This is a genomic window from Bacteroides faecis MAJ27, assembly GCF_900106755.1.
GTDB lineage: Bacteria > Bacteroidota > Bacteroidia > Bacteroidales > Bacteroidaceae > Bacteroides > Bacteroides faecis.
Window position 1 is genome coordinate 40,413 of sequence record NZ_FNNN01000010.1, and the last position, 15,245, is coordinate 55,657.

General features: G+C 44.3%; 12 protein-coding genes. 3 read left to right on the forward strand and 9 right to left on the reverse strand.

Going from position 1 to position 15,245, the window contains the following annotated elements; all coding sequences use genetic code 11:
• Positions 1–29: 29 nt before the first annotated feature.
• On the reverse strand, positions 30–1,547 hold the full coding sequence (locus BLW31_RS10420) for a THUMP domain-containing class I SAM-dependent RNA methyltransferase (protein WP_010535996.1): 1,518 nt from the start codon (positions 1,545–1,547) through the stop codon (positions 30–32).
• Positions 1,548–1,563: 16 nt separating this feature from the next.
• On the reverse strand, positions 1,564–2,466 hold the full coding sequence (gene epsC / locus BLW31_RS10425) for a serine O-acetyltransferase EpsC (RefSeq protein WP_010535997.1): 903 nt from the start codon (positions 2,464–2,466) through the stop codon (positions 1,564–1,566).
• 140 nt (positions 2,467–2,606) lie between these two features.
• On the opposite strand from epsC, the gene BLW31_RS10430 reads away from it, so the two are divergent.
• The gene (locus BLW31_RS10430) at positions 2,607–4,622 is read left to right on the forward strand and encodes a tetratricopeptide repeat-containing sensor histidine kinase (RefSeq protein WP_029425174.1); all 2,016 of its coding nucleotides are present in this window, start codon (positions 2,607–2,609) and stop codon (positions 4,620–4,622) included.
• Positions 4,619–5,398 (forward strand): LytR/AlgR family response regulator transcription factor, encoded by a 780-nt coding sequence (locus BLW31_RS10435; protein ID WP_010535999.1) that lies wholly within the window; start codon positions 4,619–4,621, stop codon positions 5,396–5,398. The genes BLW31_RS10430 and BLW31_RS10435 overlap by 4 nt, the downstream gene beginning before the upstream one ends.
• A gap of 108 nt (positions 5,399–5,506) precedes the next feature.
• Here the strand turns inward: BLW31_RS10435 and BLW31_RS10440 are convergent, their stop codons facing one another.
• Both BLW31_RS10440 and polA read right to left on the reverse strand, forming a co-directional pair.
• The gene (locus tag BLW31_RS10440) at positions 5,507–5,902 is read right to left on the reverse strand and encodes a DUF3836 domain-containing protein (protein WP_022301779.1); all 396 of its coding nucleotides are present in this window, start codon (positions 5,900–5,902) and stop codon (positions 5,507–5,509) included.
• Between the two features lie 332 nt (positions 5,903–6,234).
• The gene (gene polA, locus BLW31_RS10450; RefSeq protein ID WP_010536001.1) at positions 6,235–9,084 is read right to left on the reverse strand and encodes a DNA polymerase I; all 2,850 of its coding nucleotides are present in this window, start codon (positions 9,082–9,084) and stop codon (positions 6,235–6,237) included.
• Positions 9,085–9,172: 88 nt separating this feature from the next.
• Between polA and BLW31_RS10455 the strand changes: the two genes are divergently transcribed.
• Complete coding sequence (locus BLW31_RS10455) at positions 9,173–10,147, forward strand: polyprenyl synthetase family protein (protein ID WP_010536002.1); 975 nt, start codon at positions 9,173–9,175, stop codon at positions 10,145–10,147.
• On the opposite strand, the gene BLW31_RS10460 is transcribed toward BLW31_RS10455, so the two are convergent.
• From BLW31_RS10460 to uvrC, 5 genes are all read right to left on the reverse strand, one after another.
• Positions 10,148–10,828 (reverse strand): DUF1266 domain-containing protein, encoded by a 681-nt coding sequence (locus BLW31_RS10460; protein ID WP_010536003.1) that lies wholly within the window; start codon positions 10,826–10,828, stop codon positions 10,148–10,150.
• A 409-nt stretch (positions 10,829–11,237) separates the two neighbouring features.
• Positions 11,238–12,140 (reverse strand): deoxyribose-phosphate aldolase, encoded by a 903-nt coding sequence (gene deoC / locus BLW31_RS10465; protein ID WP_010536004.1) that lies wholly within the window; start codon positions 12,138–12,140, stop codon positions 11,238–11,240.
• A complete protein-coding gene (locus BLW31_RS10470) occupies positions 12,127–12,465 on the reverse strand; it encodes a nucleotide pyrophosphohydrolase (protein WP_010536005.1) in 339 nt (112 codons plus the stop codon). Before BLW31_RS10470 ends, deoC begins: the two co-directional genes overlap by 14 nt.
• Before the next feature lie 46 nt (positions 12,466–12,511).
• A complete protein-coding gene (gene dtd / locus BLW31_RS10475; protein WP_010536006.1) occupies positions 12,512–12,964 on the reverse strand; it encodes a D-aminoacyl-tRNA deacylase in 453 nt (150 codons plus the stop codon).
• Positions 12,965–13,384: 420 nt separating this feature from the next.
• Entirely contained in the window at positions 13,385–15,205 is a 1,821-nt protein-coding gene (gene uvrC, locus BLW31_RS10480) for an excinuclease ABC subunit UvrC (RefSeq protein ID WP_010536007.1), read from the reverse strand.
• Between the last annotated feature and the right edge of the window lie 40 nt (positions 15,206–15,245).

A 15,245-nucleotide genomic window follows, 5' to 3' on the forward strand; every position in this document is an offset into this window, starting at 1 on the left:
TTATATTGATAGTCAATGAAGGAATGAAATTACTCTTCTTCCTTCTTCGGAATTCTGGGCTCCCGATTTCCTCTGAACTCTCTCGGAGCTCTCGAATCTCTTTCTCCCCGGAACTCGCCTCTCGGCTTTCTGTCCCTGTCATCCCGTGTAAAGCTTCCTTCTTCTCGTTTCGGTTTGAAGTCACCCTCCCGACGTGGTTTGTACTCTCCTTCGCGGCGTGGTTTATATTCACCTTCTCTGCGTGGCTTGAATTCCCCTTCGCGACGCGGTTTGAACTCACCTTCCCGTCTGGGTCTGAATTCTCCTTCCCCACGTGGCTTGAATTCTTTTCTTTCCCGGGGTTTCGAAGCATCATAGCCTCCTTCTGTCTCTTTTTTCTCTTCTCCTTCTCCCTCCTGACTCTTGAACTCTTTATATTTTCCGTCGAAAATCTCATATTTGCGGAACTCGCATTCCAGTGCACCATTGAATAACGGTACTTTCTGACTTGCTTTCAGGCCAATCTGATCGAAACATTCTTCGCGGTAAGAGAGTACCCAGGCTTCGTTTCCTACAAACGCATGCTTCAGACGCTCACCAATCATCTGGTACAATCCGAGCAAGTCATTGGTGGAGATACGTTCACCATAAGGGGGATTCATGACGATAATGGACTTTTCCTGCGGTTGCTCAAACTGCTGGAACGGTTGCAGTTTCAGTGTCACATCCTTGGATACGCCTGCCGCTTTTATATTATGTGTTGCTATTTCATTCGCTTTCGGACTGTTGTCATATCCATAAATCTTATGCGTAAACTCGCGCTCCTGGCTATCATCATTGTAAATCTCGTCGAACATTTCCGAATCGAAATCCACCCATTTCTCAAATGCGAATCCTTTGCGGAATACTCCCGGAGCGATGTTTCTTGCTATCAGTGCTGCTTCCACAGGAATCGTTCCCGAACCGCACATCGGGTCAATCAGGTCACATTCGCCGCGCCATCCTGTCATCAGAACCATACCAGCAGCCAATACTTCGTTCAGCGGAGCTTCTACCTGTTCCTGACGGTATCCGCGACGATGAAGCGATTCTCCGGAAGAGTCCAGCGACAACGTACAAGTGGTATGTGCAATGTGAATATTGAGCAGTACATCTGGATTATTGATGCGTACCGACGGACGTTTGCCTGTCTTTTCGCGGAAATAATCCACAATAGCATCCTTCACCTTATACGATACAAACTTGGAATGACGGAATTCCTCGCTGAATACAACTGCATCTATCGCAAACGTCTTGTTTACATCAAGATACTCTTCCCATGGAATAGCCTGTATCTGGTTGTAAACTTCATCAGCATCCTTTGCCGTAAAATTCTTGATCGGTTTTAGAATGCGGATAGCAGTACGGAGGCAGAAATTTGCCTTGTACATCATACGCTTGTCTCCTGTAAATGAAACCATGCGGCGTCCTATCTGGATATCGTTGGCTCCCAGTGTTGTAAGTTCTTCAGCAAGGATCTCTTCCAGTCCCTGGAAGGTCTTGGCTATCATCTCGAATTGTTCGCTCATATATAGTTAATTGATTTTATTTCTTTGCTTTTGTTTGTACTATTTTCGCTCCGGCGGGGATGTTCTCTGTTACCCAGATATTACCTCCTACGGTGGCGTCTCTTCCGATAGTAATTCTTCCTAAGATAGTAGCATTGGAGTAGACAATGACATTGTCCTCCAGAATCGGGTGGCGGGGAATGCCCTTGATCGGTTTTCCGTCGGCATCCAGCGGGAAGCTTTTCGCTCCCAGGGTGACACCCTGATATAATTTGACATTATTTCCGATGATGCTTGTTGCACCGATCACGACACCCGTTCCGTGGTCTATGGTAAAGTGACTGCCTATTTTCGCTCCCGGATGAATGTCGATTCCCGTTTCGCTATGTGCCATTTCCGTAATCATGCGCGGAATTAGGGGAACACCCAGTTCCAGCAGTTCGTGTGCAATACGATAATTGCTGATCGCTTTGATAGCGGGATAACAGAAAATAACTTCACCGTAGCTCTTGGCAGCAGGGTCGCCGTTGTAGGCGGCTTCTACATCCGTTGCCAGTATTCTTCTCATAGCGGGTAGTTTACTGATAAACTTCGCGGCTAGTCGGGCAGCTTCTTCTCTTCTCGACTCCGAGCAGACGTTGCATTTTCCTTCTGTCGTTCCGAAACATAATCCGGCAAGGATTTGCTCTGTGAGCAAGTCAAATAACTTTTCGATATTTACACCGATGTGATAATTGATTGTCCGGCTGTTGATGGTGGAATTTCCGTAGTATCCGGGGAAGAGAATGGCACGTGAAAGCTCGATAATTTCATACAAAACTTTAGCAGAGGGCAATGGTTCGCCATCTTTATGTTGATGAAACAGCCCTTTGTAAGATTCGCTTTCCGATAGCTCATCGACTGCCTGTGTCAGAATGTGGGTAAAGTTCAATGGACTCATTAGGTCAGTTACTCATGTTTATATGGGCGCAAAGGTATTAAAAAAATAATAAATTTCGTTGAGATTCAATATAATTAATGTATTTTTGTGGCATTCAAAATTAGACACGGACGAGGGGACGAAATAAAGCGAAATCTGCTATGAAGCTATTTGGGTTGATAGGGTTGGTGATATGGTTGAGCTGCAGTTGTGTGGATAAGCATCGCAGTCACTCTTTGTGTGAGCAATCATTTATTGATTCTTTGGAAGTCCGTGCACAGGATTCTCTGTTCTCTAACTTGCCTTATTCGCGTTCTTTATTGCGTAATGCACTCCATCAGACGCAGGATTCGATGACATATTACCGCTTGATGGCATTGTATGGAAAGACTTTTTTCGTATCGTCTGATTTTGATTCTATCCTCTATTATAACCGCCCTGTGAAAGAGTATGACAAGCGTGCAACTGCCTGCCCGCGCTGGAATGATGTGCTTTCGGATGTATATAACATCGAGGGAAATGTCTGGATGCAACTCAGTCAGCCCGATTCGGCAGTTGCCTATTATGAGAAATCCTACGCTTATCGTCTGAAAGGAGACAAGGCGCATCTTCTATCGGATATTTGTATGAATCTGGCTGATGCTCATCTGCATCGTGGGGAACTGGCACATACCGCTTCTTATTATCGGAAGGCATTGTTTATCTGCGACTCCCTGCATCTGTCGGAACATGCCAAGTTTCCGGTTTATTGCGGATTAGGACAGACTTACATGGATTTGCGCGACTTTGATTTGTCAAATCATTATTACGAGCTGGCAGGGCAGTTTTTTGATGAAATGACTGTCAGTGAGAAGTGGGTGTATCTCAATAATCGGGGAAATCATTACTATTACAAGAAAGATTATCAGGAAGCACTGGTTTATATGCGGCAGGCGGCTGATATGATAGCGAATTATCCGCAAATGGTATTTGAAAGTAATCTCTCGAAAGTCAATCTGGGCGATCTTTATCTGCTGACTAACCGTTTGGATTCTGCTGAAAACAATCTGAATGAAGGTTATCGTTATTTTTCGGAGATAAAGAATAACTCCGCCATGCACTATATTGAGACACTGATGATTGAGCTTTCCTTGAAAAAAGGAAATATCGCACGTGCCAGGGAGATGATTGCACGGACTGCTTCTACCGGCCATGTGGATGCCAATATGCTCACTATACGCAACCAATATCTGCAGCATTATTATGAAAAGGCCGGCGACTACCGCAATGCATATAAATATCTGAAGCGTGATTACCAACTGAATGACTCTATCCGTAGCGAGCGGATTCGTACTCGTGTGGCCGAACTGGATATGCGTTACCGTCAGGATACGATCGTATTGCGCAAAGAAATGCAGATTCAACGGCAGGCTGGTGAGGTACGGGTTTTGAGGCTGAGCATGTATATCTGGGTGCTTGTCTGCCTGTTGCTCGCAGCCGGAACGGTAGTGATCATCTGGTATATGAGGAAAAAGAGAGAGTTTCTCCGCGAACGTTTCTTTCAGCAGATCAATCGTGTCCGTATGGAGAACTTGCGGAGCCGGATTTCTCCTCATTTCACTTTCAATGTGCTGGGACGGGAGATTAATCAGTTCAATGGGTCGGAGGAAGTGAAGAATAATTTGATGGAACTGGTCAAATATCTCCGTCGGAGCCTTGAACTGACTGAAAAGTTAAGCGTATCTTTGCAGGACGAACTGGATTTCGTGCAGTCGTATATCAGCCTCGAAAGCGGTCGTATCGGCGAAGGCTTTACAGCGTCGGTGATAGTAGAGGAGGGACTGGATGCAAAACGTATCATGATTCCTTCCATGATTGTTCAGATTCCGGTAGAGAATGCGATTAAGCACGGACTGGCTGGAAAAGATGGAGAAAAGGAGTTGTCTGTCCGTGTTTCCCGTGAAGGAAAAGGAATCCGTATCTTGGTTTGTGACAATGGACGAGGGTATCTTCCGCAAGTTGTTTCTTCGACTAAAGGGACGGGAACCGGACTGAAAGTGCTCTATCAAACGGTCCAGCTGCTTAATACAAAGAATAAAAACGAGAAAATGCGTTTTGACATAACCAACCGAAACGATGGTCAGACCGGTACACAAGTGTCTGTGTATATACCGTTTCATTTTTCTTATGAATTATGATGAATGTAGAAGATAAATATAAAGTTGTTATTGTGGATGATGAGCGTACTGCGATTGATGCTTTGCGCAGGGAGCTGGGCGCTTATCAGGAGTTTGAAATAAAAGGAACAGCAAGCAATGGAGCAAAAGGGAAAAAGATGATAATGGAACTGCGTCCGGACCTGTTGTTCTTGGATGTGGAGCTTCCGGATGTGCTGGGGCTTAACCTGTTGAGTGAGATACGCGATGAAGTGCTGTGGGATATGAAAGTTGTTTTTTATACTTCATATGATAAATATCTGCTTCAGGCTCTGCGTGAGTCCGCTTTTGATTTCTTGTTGAAACCTTTTGAGACGGAAGATCTGAAGATCGTTATAGAACGCTACCGGAAAGATGTCGCTTCGATACCGGTGGCTCCTTCGTCCTCTTTTGCTTCTTCTGTCAGTGCCCTGATGCCGCAACAGGGAATGTTTATGATCAGTACGGTGACCGGTTTCAAGCTTTTGCGGCTGGAAGAGATCGGGTATTTCGAATATCTGAAAGACAAGCGCCAGTGGCAGGTAGCTCTGTTCAATCAGACCCGGTTGAACTTGAAGCGAAATACAAAAGCCGAAGATATCATTGGTTACTCACAAGCTTTTATTCAGATTAGCCAGTCAGCTATTGTCAATGTTAATTATCTTGCAATGATTGATGGGAAATGTTGCCAGCTCTATCCGCCTTTTCATGATAAAAGCGATCTGATAATCTCCCGAAGTTTTCTGAAAGGTCTGCAGGATCGGTTCTTTGTGCTATAAATCTACACTTTTGCGAATATACGCGAAAACGCCGTTTCTTCATCAGGAACGGCGCTTTCTTTTTGTTAGAATATTAGAATGAGAGAGTATATTGTTAAAAAAATGCTGTTACAAATTAGTATTGTCCATGGTTACTGTCATCTCCGGAACTAATACGTAAGCACGTTTCTTGGTGTTCCATTTATAGTAATTGGTCGTTACAGTTTTTCCCTTATAAGCATATTGGATACGGAGATCTTTTTCCCATTCTTCTTTAGTACTGTTCCATTTCAAGGTCTCGCTTTCAATCATGCGCTTATTGTCGTCGTACTTATAGTTGTATTTCATATAGTTGGCAAGTGTGTTTCCGTTCATCTTGTAAACAGTCTGACCTACCATTACTCCATTTTCTTCTACCGGATTATAAACCAGCTGACCATCATAACTACGTGCAGAAGCAACAAAAGAGGTTATCAGAAGAACTACAGATAGAACATACATTTTTAAAGATACTTTTGTTTTCATGGCTATTTGATTTTAGAATTATACTTTCATTTGTCTATTAATACTCTTGTATTATGCTGCAAAGTTATATATTTATCCGGTATTTATGCAAATATAAAGCTGAAATAATATCAAAATGTCAGATGTCGACTGGAAAACTATCTTGCTTTTTGCCAAGATTGGTGACAAAAAAATATCCGGCAGTCAACCTGCCGGATATAGAACGGAGCACTTCGTTGAGGAAGTGAACCTTTTTCTTGCTTTCTGGATAATGGGTTAAATAATGTTATAACTCATTCTTTCCTTTATTTGGCTGTTCAGCCCTGCTTTGCTATAGTAGGATAAACATTGTTTTAGTGTGCTTCGAGCCAGTTTTTGCCCCATCCGCAATCTGCTTTCAGGGGGACATGCATGCGGTATGCATTTTCCATTTCCTCAATGACGATCTCTTCTACCCGTTCTTTTTCGTTCACCGGTACACTGAAGTTCAATTCATCATGCACTTGGAGTATCATTTTGGCCTGTATGCCTTCTGTCTGGAAACGCTGATAAATACGTGCCATTGCTACTTTTATGATATCTGCGGCACTTCCCTGAATTGGTGCGTTGATGGCATTTCGTTCTGCATAGCCGCGTACAACTGCATTTCGTGAGTTGATATCGGGCAAGAAGCGTTTCCGGTGGAAAATCGTTTCTACATACCCTTTTTCCTGAGCTACCTGGATGCTTTTATCCATATAAGCCTTGACGCTTGGATAAGTTTCGAAGTAACCGTCGATCAGTTCCTTGGCTTCTTTCCGGTCTACGTTCATACGTTCGGCAAGTCCGAATACGGAGATGCCGTAGATGATACCGAAGTTGGCGGTTTTCGCCTTGCGGCGCATGTCAGAGTCGACGTCTTTCAGGTCTATCTTATATATTTTGGCAGCTGTTGCCGCATGGATATCATGATTGCTGAGGAAGGCATCGATCATATTTTTGTCTTCGCTGAGATGTGCCATGATACGGAGTTCTATCTGCGAATAGTCGGCAGAGAAGAAAAGACAGCCTTCGTCCGGAATGAATGCCTTGCGGATTTCTTTGCCGTTCTCGTCGCGGATAGGAATATTCTGCAGGTTCGGGTTGCTCGAACTGAGGCGTCCGGTAGAGGTTACAGTCTGGTTGAAGGATGTGTGTACCCGTCCCGTACGTGGGTTAATCAGTTGGGGAAGTGCATCTATATACGTTCCCAGCAGTTTTTTCAATCCGCGATGTTCCAGTATTTTTTCTACTACGGGATGTTTGTGCCGGAGACTTTCGAGCACTTCTTCCGAGGTGACGTACTGACCGGTTTTGGTCTTCTTTGCTTTTTCTATGATCTTCAGTTTGTCAAACAGTACCTCGCCGACTTGTTTGGGCGAAGCGATATTGAAGGTTTCGCCCGCCAGTTCGTAAATCTCTTGTTCGATGCGCTGCATCTGGGCGGTGAAATGGACAGACGATTGTTTGAGCGCATCTGTATCCAGCAACACTCCGTTTCGTTCTATGTTGACCAATACCGGTACGAGCGGCATTTCGATATCGTAAAACAAACGTTCGGCATCGTTCTCTTTCAGTTCCTTCTCCAGCACATTTTTAAGTTTCAGCGTTACGTCTGCATCTTCGCATGCGTAACGGTAGACATCCTTCGGGTCGAGATCGCGCATGTTTTTCTGATTCTTTCCTTTCGGACCTATCAGTTCGTCGATGTGAATAGTCTGATAGTGAAGATAGATTTCTGCCAGATAGTCCATTCCGTGACGAAGTTCCGGTTGAAGAACATAGTGGGCGATCATCGTATCGAAGAGTGCACCTTTCACCTGCACTCCGTAATTTTCAAGAACGATCATGTCGTACTTGATATTTTGTCCGACTTTCAGGGAATTCTCATTTTCGAAGACCGGTCGAAACTCATTGACTATTTTTAACGCTTCATCACGATTGTCGGGGACCGGAACATAAAAGGCCTGATTTTCGGTTATAGAGAAACTCATTCCGACCAGTTCGGCATCCATTGGTTCTGTTCCTGTGGTCTCCGTGTCTAACGAGAGAATTTTCGATGTAAGTAACTTTTGAATAATTTCGCTTCTTTTCTTCTCTGTATCAATGAGTTGGTAATTGCAGTTAAGTGTTTCTAACGTCTCTAGATTCGATTTTTTCGCTTCGCCTGCCTCGTTGCCCGTAAAATTCGCAAATAAATCGCCTTGGATGGCTCCTCCTTCTTCGGGAAAAAGAGGAAGAGGAGAGGGGGCACTTTGAGGGGTTACCGTTTTGTTTCCGGTGGGCATAGTTACTCCACCTTTTGAACTTTCCTTTTTCAGTACCCGGTCGATAAGTGTCCGGAATTCCAGTTCTTCAAAAATCCGGCGGAGTGAATCCTCGTCTGCTTGTTCGCGGACGAGCTTGTCCATTTCTAGTTGGATGGGAACATCGATCTTGATCGTGGCGAGGAATTTGGAAAAAGTGATCAGTTCCTTGTTTGTTTCCACTTTGGTTTTCAACGCTCCTTTCAGTTGGTCGGTATGTTCCAGCAGATTCTCGATGCTTCCGAATTCGGCGATTAGTTTTTGAGCGGTCTTTTCACCGACACCGGGGCAGCCCGGGATATTGTCGGAAGAGTCGCCCATCAGTCCGAGCATATCGATCACTTGTGCGGGTGACTGGATATCGAATTTCGCTTTCACTTCTTCGATGCCCATCACTTCAAAGCCTCCCGTATGTTTGGGGCGGTACATGAATACATTGTCTGTCACCAGCTGACCGTAGTCCTTGTCAGGGGTCATCATATAAGTAGTGATGCCTTGGCGCCCGGCTTCTGTGGCGAGGGTCCCGATCACGTCATCGGCCTCGTAGCCTGCCACTTCCAGAATCGGGATGCGGTAAGCGTGTATGATCTCCTTTATAATAGGTACGGAGAGGCGGATGGCTTCCGGTGTTTCTTCGCGCTGGGCTTTATATTGTTCGAAAGCTTCGTGGCGGAAAGTAGGGCCGGAGGGGTCGAAGGCTACTCCTATATGTGACGGGTTCTCTTTTTTCAGCACCTCTTCGAGGGTATTGACAAAGCCGAGAATGGCTGAAGTATTGAACCCTTTGGAGTTGATTCTGGGATTCTTGATAAAGGCGTAATAAGCCCGATATATCAGTGCATAAGCGTCTAAAAGAAATAATTTATTGTCTGACTCCATAGATTTAATTAATTTTTCATGGTAAAAGTACAAAAAAATACCGTATTAAGCGTTTTATTATTACTTTTGTGCTCAAATAGTGTTATGAATGGATAGTATCTCACTTATCAAAACCCCGATTGAAGCGGAGCTGGAGGATTTTAAGGATCTTTTTGATAGCCCTCTTTCTGATTCGAACGCATTGCTCGATAGCGTAATAACTCATATACGCAAGAGGAATGGTAAGATGATGCGTCCTATTCTTGTCCTATTGGTGGCACGTCTTTATAGTGCTGTTTCTCCTGCTACTCTTCATGCGGCAGTCTCTTTGGAGTTGCTTCATACGGCCAGTCTGGTGCACGACGACGTAGTCGACGAGAGCACCGAACGTCGCGGCCAGCTTTCGGTGAATGCTGTTTTCAATAATAAGGTATCTGTACTGGCGGGTGATTATCTTTTGGCTACCAGTCTGGTGCATGCCGAGCAGACCAATAATTATAAGATTATCCGTCTGGTATCCTCGCTGGGGCAGAAGCTTGCTGAAGGAGAGTTGCTTCAACTTTCGAATGTAAGTAATCATAGCTTCTCGGAGGAAGTTTATTTTGATGTAATACGTAAAAAAACGGCGGCACTTTTCGCTGCTTGTGCCGAGGCGGCTGCCCTGTCGGTAGAGGTGGGGGAAGAAGAAGTTGCTTTTGCCCGTCTGCTGGGTGAATATATCGGCATCTGCTTCCAGATTAAAGATGATATTTTCGACTACTTTGATAGCAAGAAAATCGGTAAGCCGACCGGTAATGACATGCTTGAAGGTAAGCTGACGCTGCCTGTCCTGTATGCATTGAATACTACGAAAGATGAATGGGCGGAGCAAACAGCGTTGAAGGTGAAGGAAGGTACGGCTACTCCCGATGAAATTGTTCGTCTGATTCAATTTACCAAGGAGAATGGCGGTATTGAATATGCCTGTCGGATCATAGAACAATATAAAAAGAAAGCATTTGATTTGCTGGCTTCTCTGCCTGAATCCAATATCTGTGTGGCCCTCCGGACTTATCTGGACTATGTGGTCGACCGTGAGAAATAACTACTCTCTGCTGTTTCTGAGAAGAGAGTAGCATAGGATTAATTCCTCCCAATCTTCTATTTTATTCGATTTCATCGCTCCTCCGATGAGGAAACTCTTGTCTATTTCTTCCGGTGTGCGGAGGATTTCGGCACACGCTGCGCTTGCTTGTTCGATGTATTCCCAAGCTTGTTCTCTGGAGATGTAACCGCAGTCTTTGGCAGCCCGTGCCAGCCCGACTACTTGTGCCATATCCCATCCGATAACCCCTCTCTCCAAGTCATTAATCCATACAATCGGATCTCCTCTTTCTTCTATATACTCTTTGAAATTGTATAGATTTCTGCCTTGCTGAATGAAGCGGTCTATTCCATAGAAGCGTTCGCGGATGGTGTTTTCAAACTGCTGTAAGTTCTCTGTAGAGAGCAAATAGGGGAGCATGATAGCGTATGAAGACCTGTTTCCTTCGTTGATGAGAAACAGAAATAACTGGCTGGAAGAAATGGTGTCTATACAATGGAATTTCTCCGATAGCAGTTGGGCTAGTTGCTGCGGATGTACTCCGGTTTTTATGCAGTTGAGATAGAAGCCGTTTAATGCAGCTTCCATATAGCCGATGCGCAGTCCTTGTTTTCTTCTGGCACCGAGTATCAGGTTTAAGGGGTTATGGTTAAAACGTAAACTCTTTGTGTGTAACTTCATTTTATACTCTTTATCACTTATGGTTAACTAAAAAAAGCGTGAGAACTGCTGCAATATGTCTTTTCCTGGGGTTTCGGCAAACCGTTATGACGACATATAAGCAACAGTCTCACGCTCCGTTCGATATATAACAAAAGTATATACATGAAGGTGCGTGAGACCCGTTTGCTTATTACCATTCATAACTTTGAATTTTGCCGAATTCCAGGAATCAGGTAATAAAAGAAACGTTCTCTAATACAGTAGGTTAGCTATATTACTATAGCTACCTTTATGACAAAGGTAATGAAAATAATGATTTTTCCCTATAAGTATCTTTAGTTTTTATTAGATAAAAAATACCGCACTTCTTCCCGTATGAACGGAAAATGAAGCGCGGTAAGGCATATTTGATTGCTAATGTAATTCCTTAGAAGAACTTGATCTCTTCGCCCTTGATGTCAGAAAGGAGAAGATTTGCCAGGCGGCTGGTTCCCAGACGGAACAGTCGGTTGTTCAGCCATTCTTCGCCTAATATTTCTTTCACGATAGTGTAATAAATAATGGCATCATTGACTGTATTGATTCCTCCTGCCGGTTTGAAACCGATCTTGTTATTTATTTTCTGATAGTATTCCTTGATTGCTTCGCACATTACATAAGCGGCTTCCGGAGTGGCGGCAGGCTGCTGCTTTCCGGTCGATGTCTTGATGAAATCCGCGCCTGAATACATGGATAGGATAGAGGCTTTCTTGATGTTGGAAGCTGTTTTCAAAGCTCCTGTTTCGAGGATAACTTTGAGGTGGCGTTCCTTGCAGACTTCCTTTAATTCCTGGATTTCTTCGCACATTGTTTCGTAGTCACCGCTCAGGAATTTGCCTATCGAGATCACGATATCTATTTCGTCTGCACCGTCGGCGATAGCCAGTGCTGTTTCCGCTACTTTCACCTCAATGAAAGTCTGCGAGGAAGGGAATCCGCCCGAAACGCAAGCGATGTTGATGCCGTCTACTTGCAGCGTATTTTTTACAATATCCGCAAAATTGGGATATACGCAGATAGCGGCAACGTTCTTCATATCGGGAAATTCATTGTCGAACTCATTCACTTTTTCAGTGAAATGCATCACGCTTTCATCGCTGTCCGTGCTGTTCAGTGTAGTCAGGTCGATACAGTTGAACAGGAGTTTTTTGACTTCTTCCGTATTGTTCTCCGGCACTTTCTTTTCAATCAGGTCAGCCACCCGAGCCTGTATGTCTGCATCGCTCAGATTGGTGTTATACTTTGCCAATGCGGCATCATACTTGTTGGATTGTGAGCTATTCTCTTCCATGATCGTTCAGTTTTGGGTTATTGATATGTCTTTTATTATCTCGTTTCGTTTTCTTTTCCAGACTTTCCCGGAAGGCTTTGGTGACGTCTACCCCTGTCTGGTTGGCGATGCATAGGAGCACCCATAAGATGTCAGCTATTTCTTCGTCAAGGTTGTCTTTTTCGCCTGCTTTGAAGGACTGGTCGCCGTATTTGCGGGCCATGACGCGGGCCAGTTCTCCGACTTCTTCGGTCAGTACAGCCATATTGGTCAATTCGCTGAAGTAGCGGACGCCGTATGTCTTTATCCATTTGTCTACCTCTTTTTGAGCTTCTTCCAGAGTCATAATTGCTGTTGATTTATGATTATTTGTTTGATAATTGAGTAAGGTTTCACTCTTTATTCTTGGTATCCATGCATATAGTAACAGGGCCATCATTTAAAAGTTCAACTTTCATGTCGGCTCCGAACGTTCCTGTGCCTATTTCTTTGCCCAATGCCCCGCTCAGGTCTTTGCAGAACTGTTCGTAGAGTGGGATAGAGATCTCCGGTTTGGCAGCTTTGATGTATGACGGACGGTTACCTTTCTTGGTAGAGGCATGCAATGTGAACTGGCTGATCACCAGAATTTCGCCTCCATCTTCCAGAATGGATTTATTCATTACTCCGTTTTCATCGTCAAAAATGCGCAGATTTACTATCTTTTTGCAGAGCCAGTCTATATCTTCCTGCCCGTCGGATTCTTCAATTCCGACCAATATCAGCATTCCTTTCCCAATGGAGGACTTGCAGTGTCCTTCGATGGTTACTGATGCGTGACTTACTCTTTGTACAACTATTCTCATTGATATTTTCTCTATTTTATTGAATGTTACGAAAGGCAAATTTACGAAATTAAGAAGAGAAAACGATGGATTGAAGGGAAATATTATAGGATAAGTATTAGGTATTAACCGTAGTTGTCATTCAGCGTGTCTATTTGTTGTGCAGAAGCATGTCTATCTGTCATTCAGACGATCTGTGGGAGGAAGAATCTCCTCTTTGTGCGCACAGGAGAAGAAGTATAACATCCAATGCACACACTATATATGCCCTGTACATTGGATCTATATACGCTGTACATTGGATCTATATGTCCTGCACGTTGGAACTATATCCCCAACAACCAGTCATTCCTGATGCTTGTCACGGTGACTTATTGTGCATTCATTCTTGTACAGTGATGAGGACTCAGAATGACAGCTACGGTTAATACCTAATACTTATTACAGCCCTTCTTTTACGGTCTGAGCCTTCGCCTCTCCTATGACCTTTGCGATCTCCTCAAGGGATGCCTCTTTGATTCGTTTTACGCTCTTAAACTCCTTTAATAGGGCTGTTTTGGTCTTTTCTCCAATGCCTTTTATCGTGTCCAGAGCCGATGCAACCTGCCGTTTACTGCGCTTATCACGGTGGAAAGTAATCGCAAAGCGGTGTACTTCATCTTGAATCTGCGTCAGCAGACGGAATAAAGAACTTTGCTGCTTAATTCCAATCGTCTGTGCGGGAAATCCGAAAAGCAGTTCTGACGTGCGATGCTTATTATCCTTAGCCAAACCTGCAATTGGAATATTCAGATGCAATTCATCCTCGATCACCTCTCTGACGACCTCCATTTGTCCTTTACCACCATCGGTAATAATCAGGTCGGGGAGAGGAGAACTCTCTTCGATAGCGCGCTGATAACGGCGCCTGACCACCTCTTTCATCGAAGCATAATCATCGGGTCCTACAACCGTCTTGATATTGTATTTGCGGTAATCTTTCTTCGATGGCTTCGCCTTTTTGAATACCACGCAGGCCGCTACGGCATCTGATCCCTGTATATTCGAGTTATCGAAACACTCGATCTGCAAAGGCGGCTTGTCCAAATGCAGTTCACTCTGTATCTCCTTCAGCAGACGCATGCTGCGCTGTTCGGGATTCAGTTTCTCAGCCTGTTTCAATCGGTCGGCCTTATATTGCTTCACGTTTAAGATAGAAAGATCGAGCAATTTCTTCTTGTCTCCCCGTTGAGGAACGGTGAAAACGACATTATTCAACTCCAGATCGAGCTCAAAAGGAACAATAATCTCTCGTGAATGACTCTTATAACGTTCCCGCATCTCAATAATGCCCAACGTCAGCAACTCTTCTTTCGATTCATTCAGCTTCTTCTTATACTCAAAAGTGAATGCCTGATTGATGGCACCATTCGTAATATGCAGATAGTTGACGAACGCCGAATTTGAATCGTCCTCTTCGATGGAGAAAACGTCGATATTGTGTAGCACCGAACTTACCACCTCGGACTTAGCCCGATAATTTTCTATCAACAGATACTTCTCCTTAATCTTCTGGGCCTCCTCAAATTTCATCTCACCAGCCAGTTCCTGCATCTTCTCCAGCAGCATACGGCTGATATCCTGAGTATTTCCCTTTAAAATCTCCTTGATTTCATCGATGTTTTTAAGATAATCGTCTTGGGACTGTAGTCCGACGCATGGACCTGCGCACTTCTTGATATGATATTCCAGGCAAACCTTGAACTTTCCCGCCCGTATATTCTCCGGAGAGAGATTCAGAGTGCAGGTACGCAGCGGATATAGATGCTTAATCAGATCGAGCAGTGCGTACATGGAGGGAATGTGACTGTATGGACCATAATAAGAAGAACCGTTTCTGATGATCTTCCGGGTTCTGAAAACCCGGGGAAAGTACTCGTTCTGCACACAAATGGAGGGGTAGGTCTTGTCATCCTTCAGCAGTACGTTGTAGCGGGGTTTGTATTTCTTGATCAGGTTGTTTTCCAGCAATAACGCATCTTCCTCGGTGTTGACTACGATGTAGCGGATATCGGCAATCTTGCTGACCAATACCCGTGTCTTTCCGGGTTCATGCTCTTTGCTGAAGTACGAATAAACCCTTTTCTTCAGGTTTTTAGCCTTTCCAACGTATATAATCGTGCCTTCGGTGTTCAGATACTGATAGACTCCCGGCTTTTCAGGCAGGTTGCTTACAATACCTTTCAGATATTCATTCGTCTTGGTCTCCGGTTTTGTATTCATAATCGTTATAGATGAAATAGCGGGAAATAAAAAGGGCGTA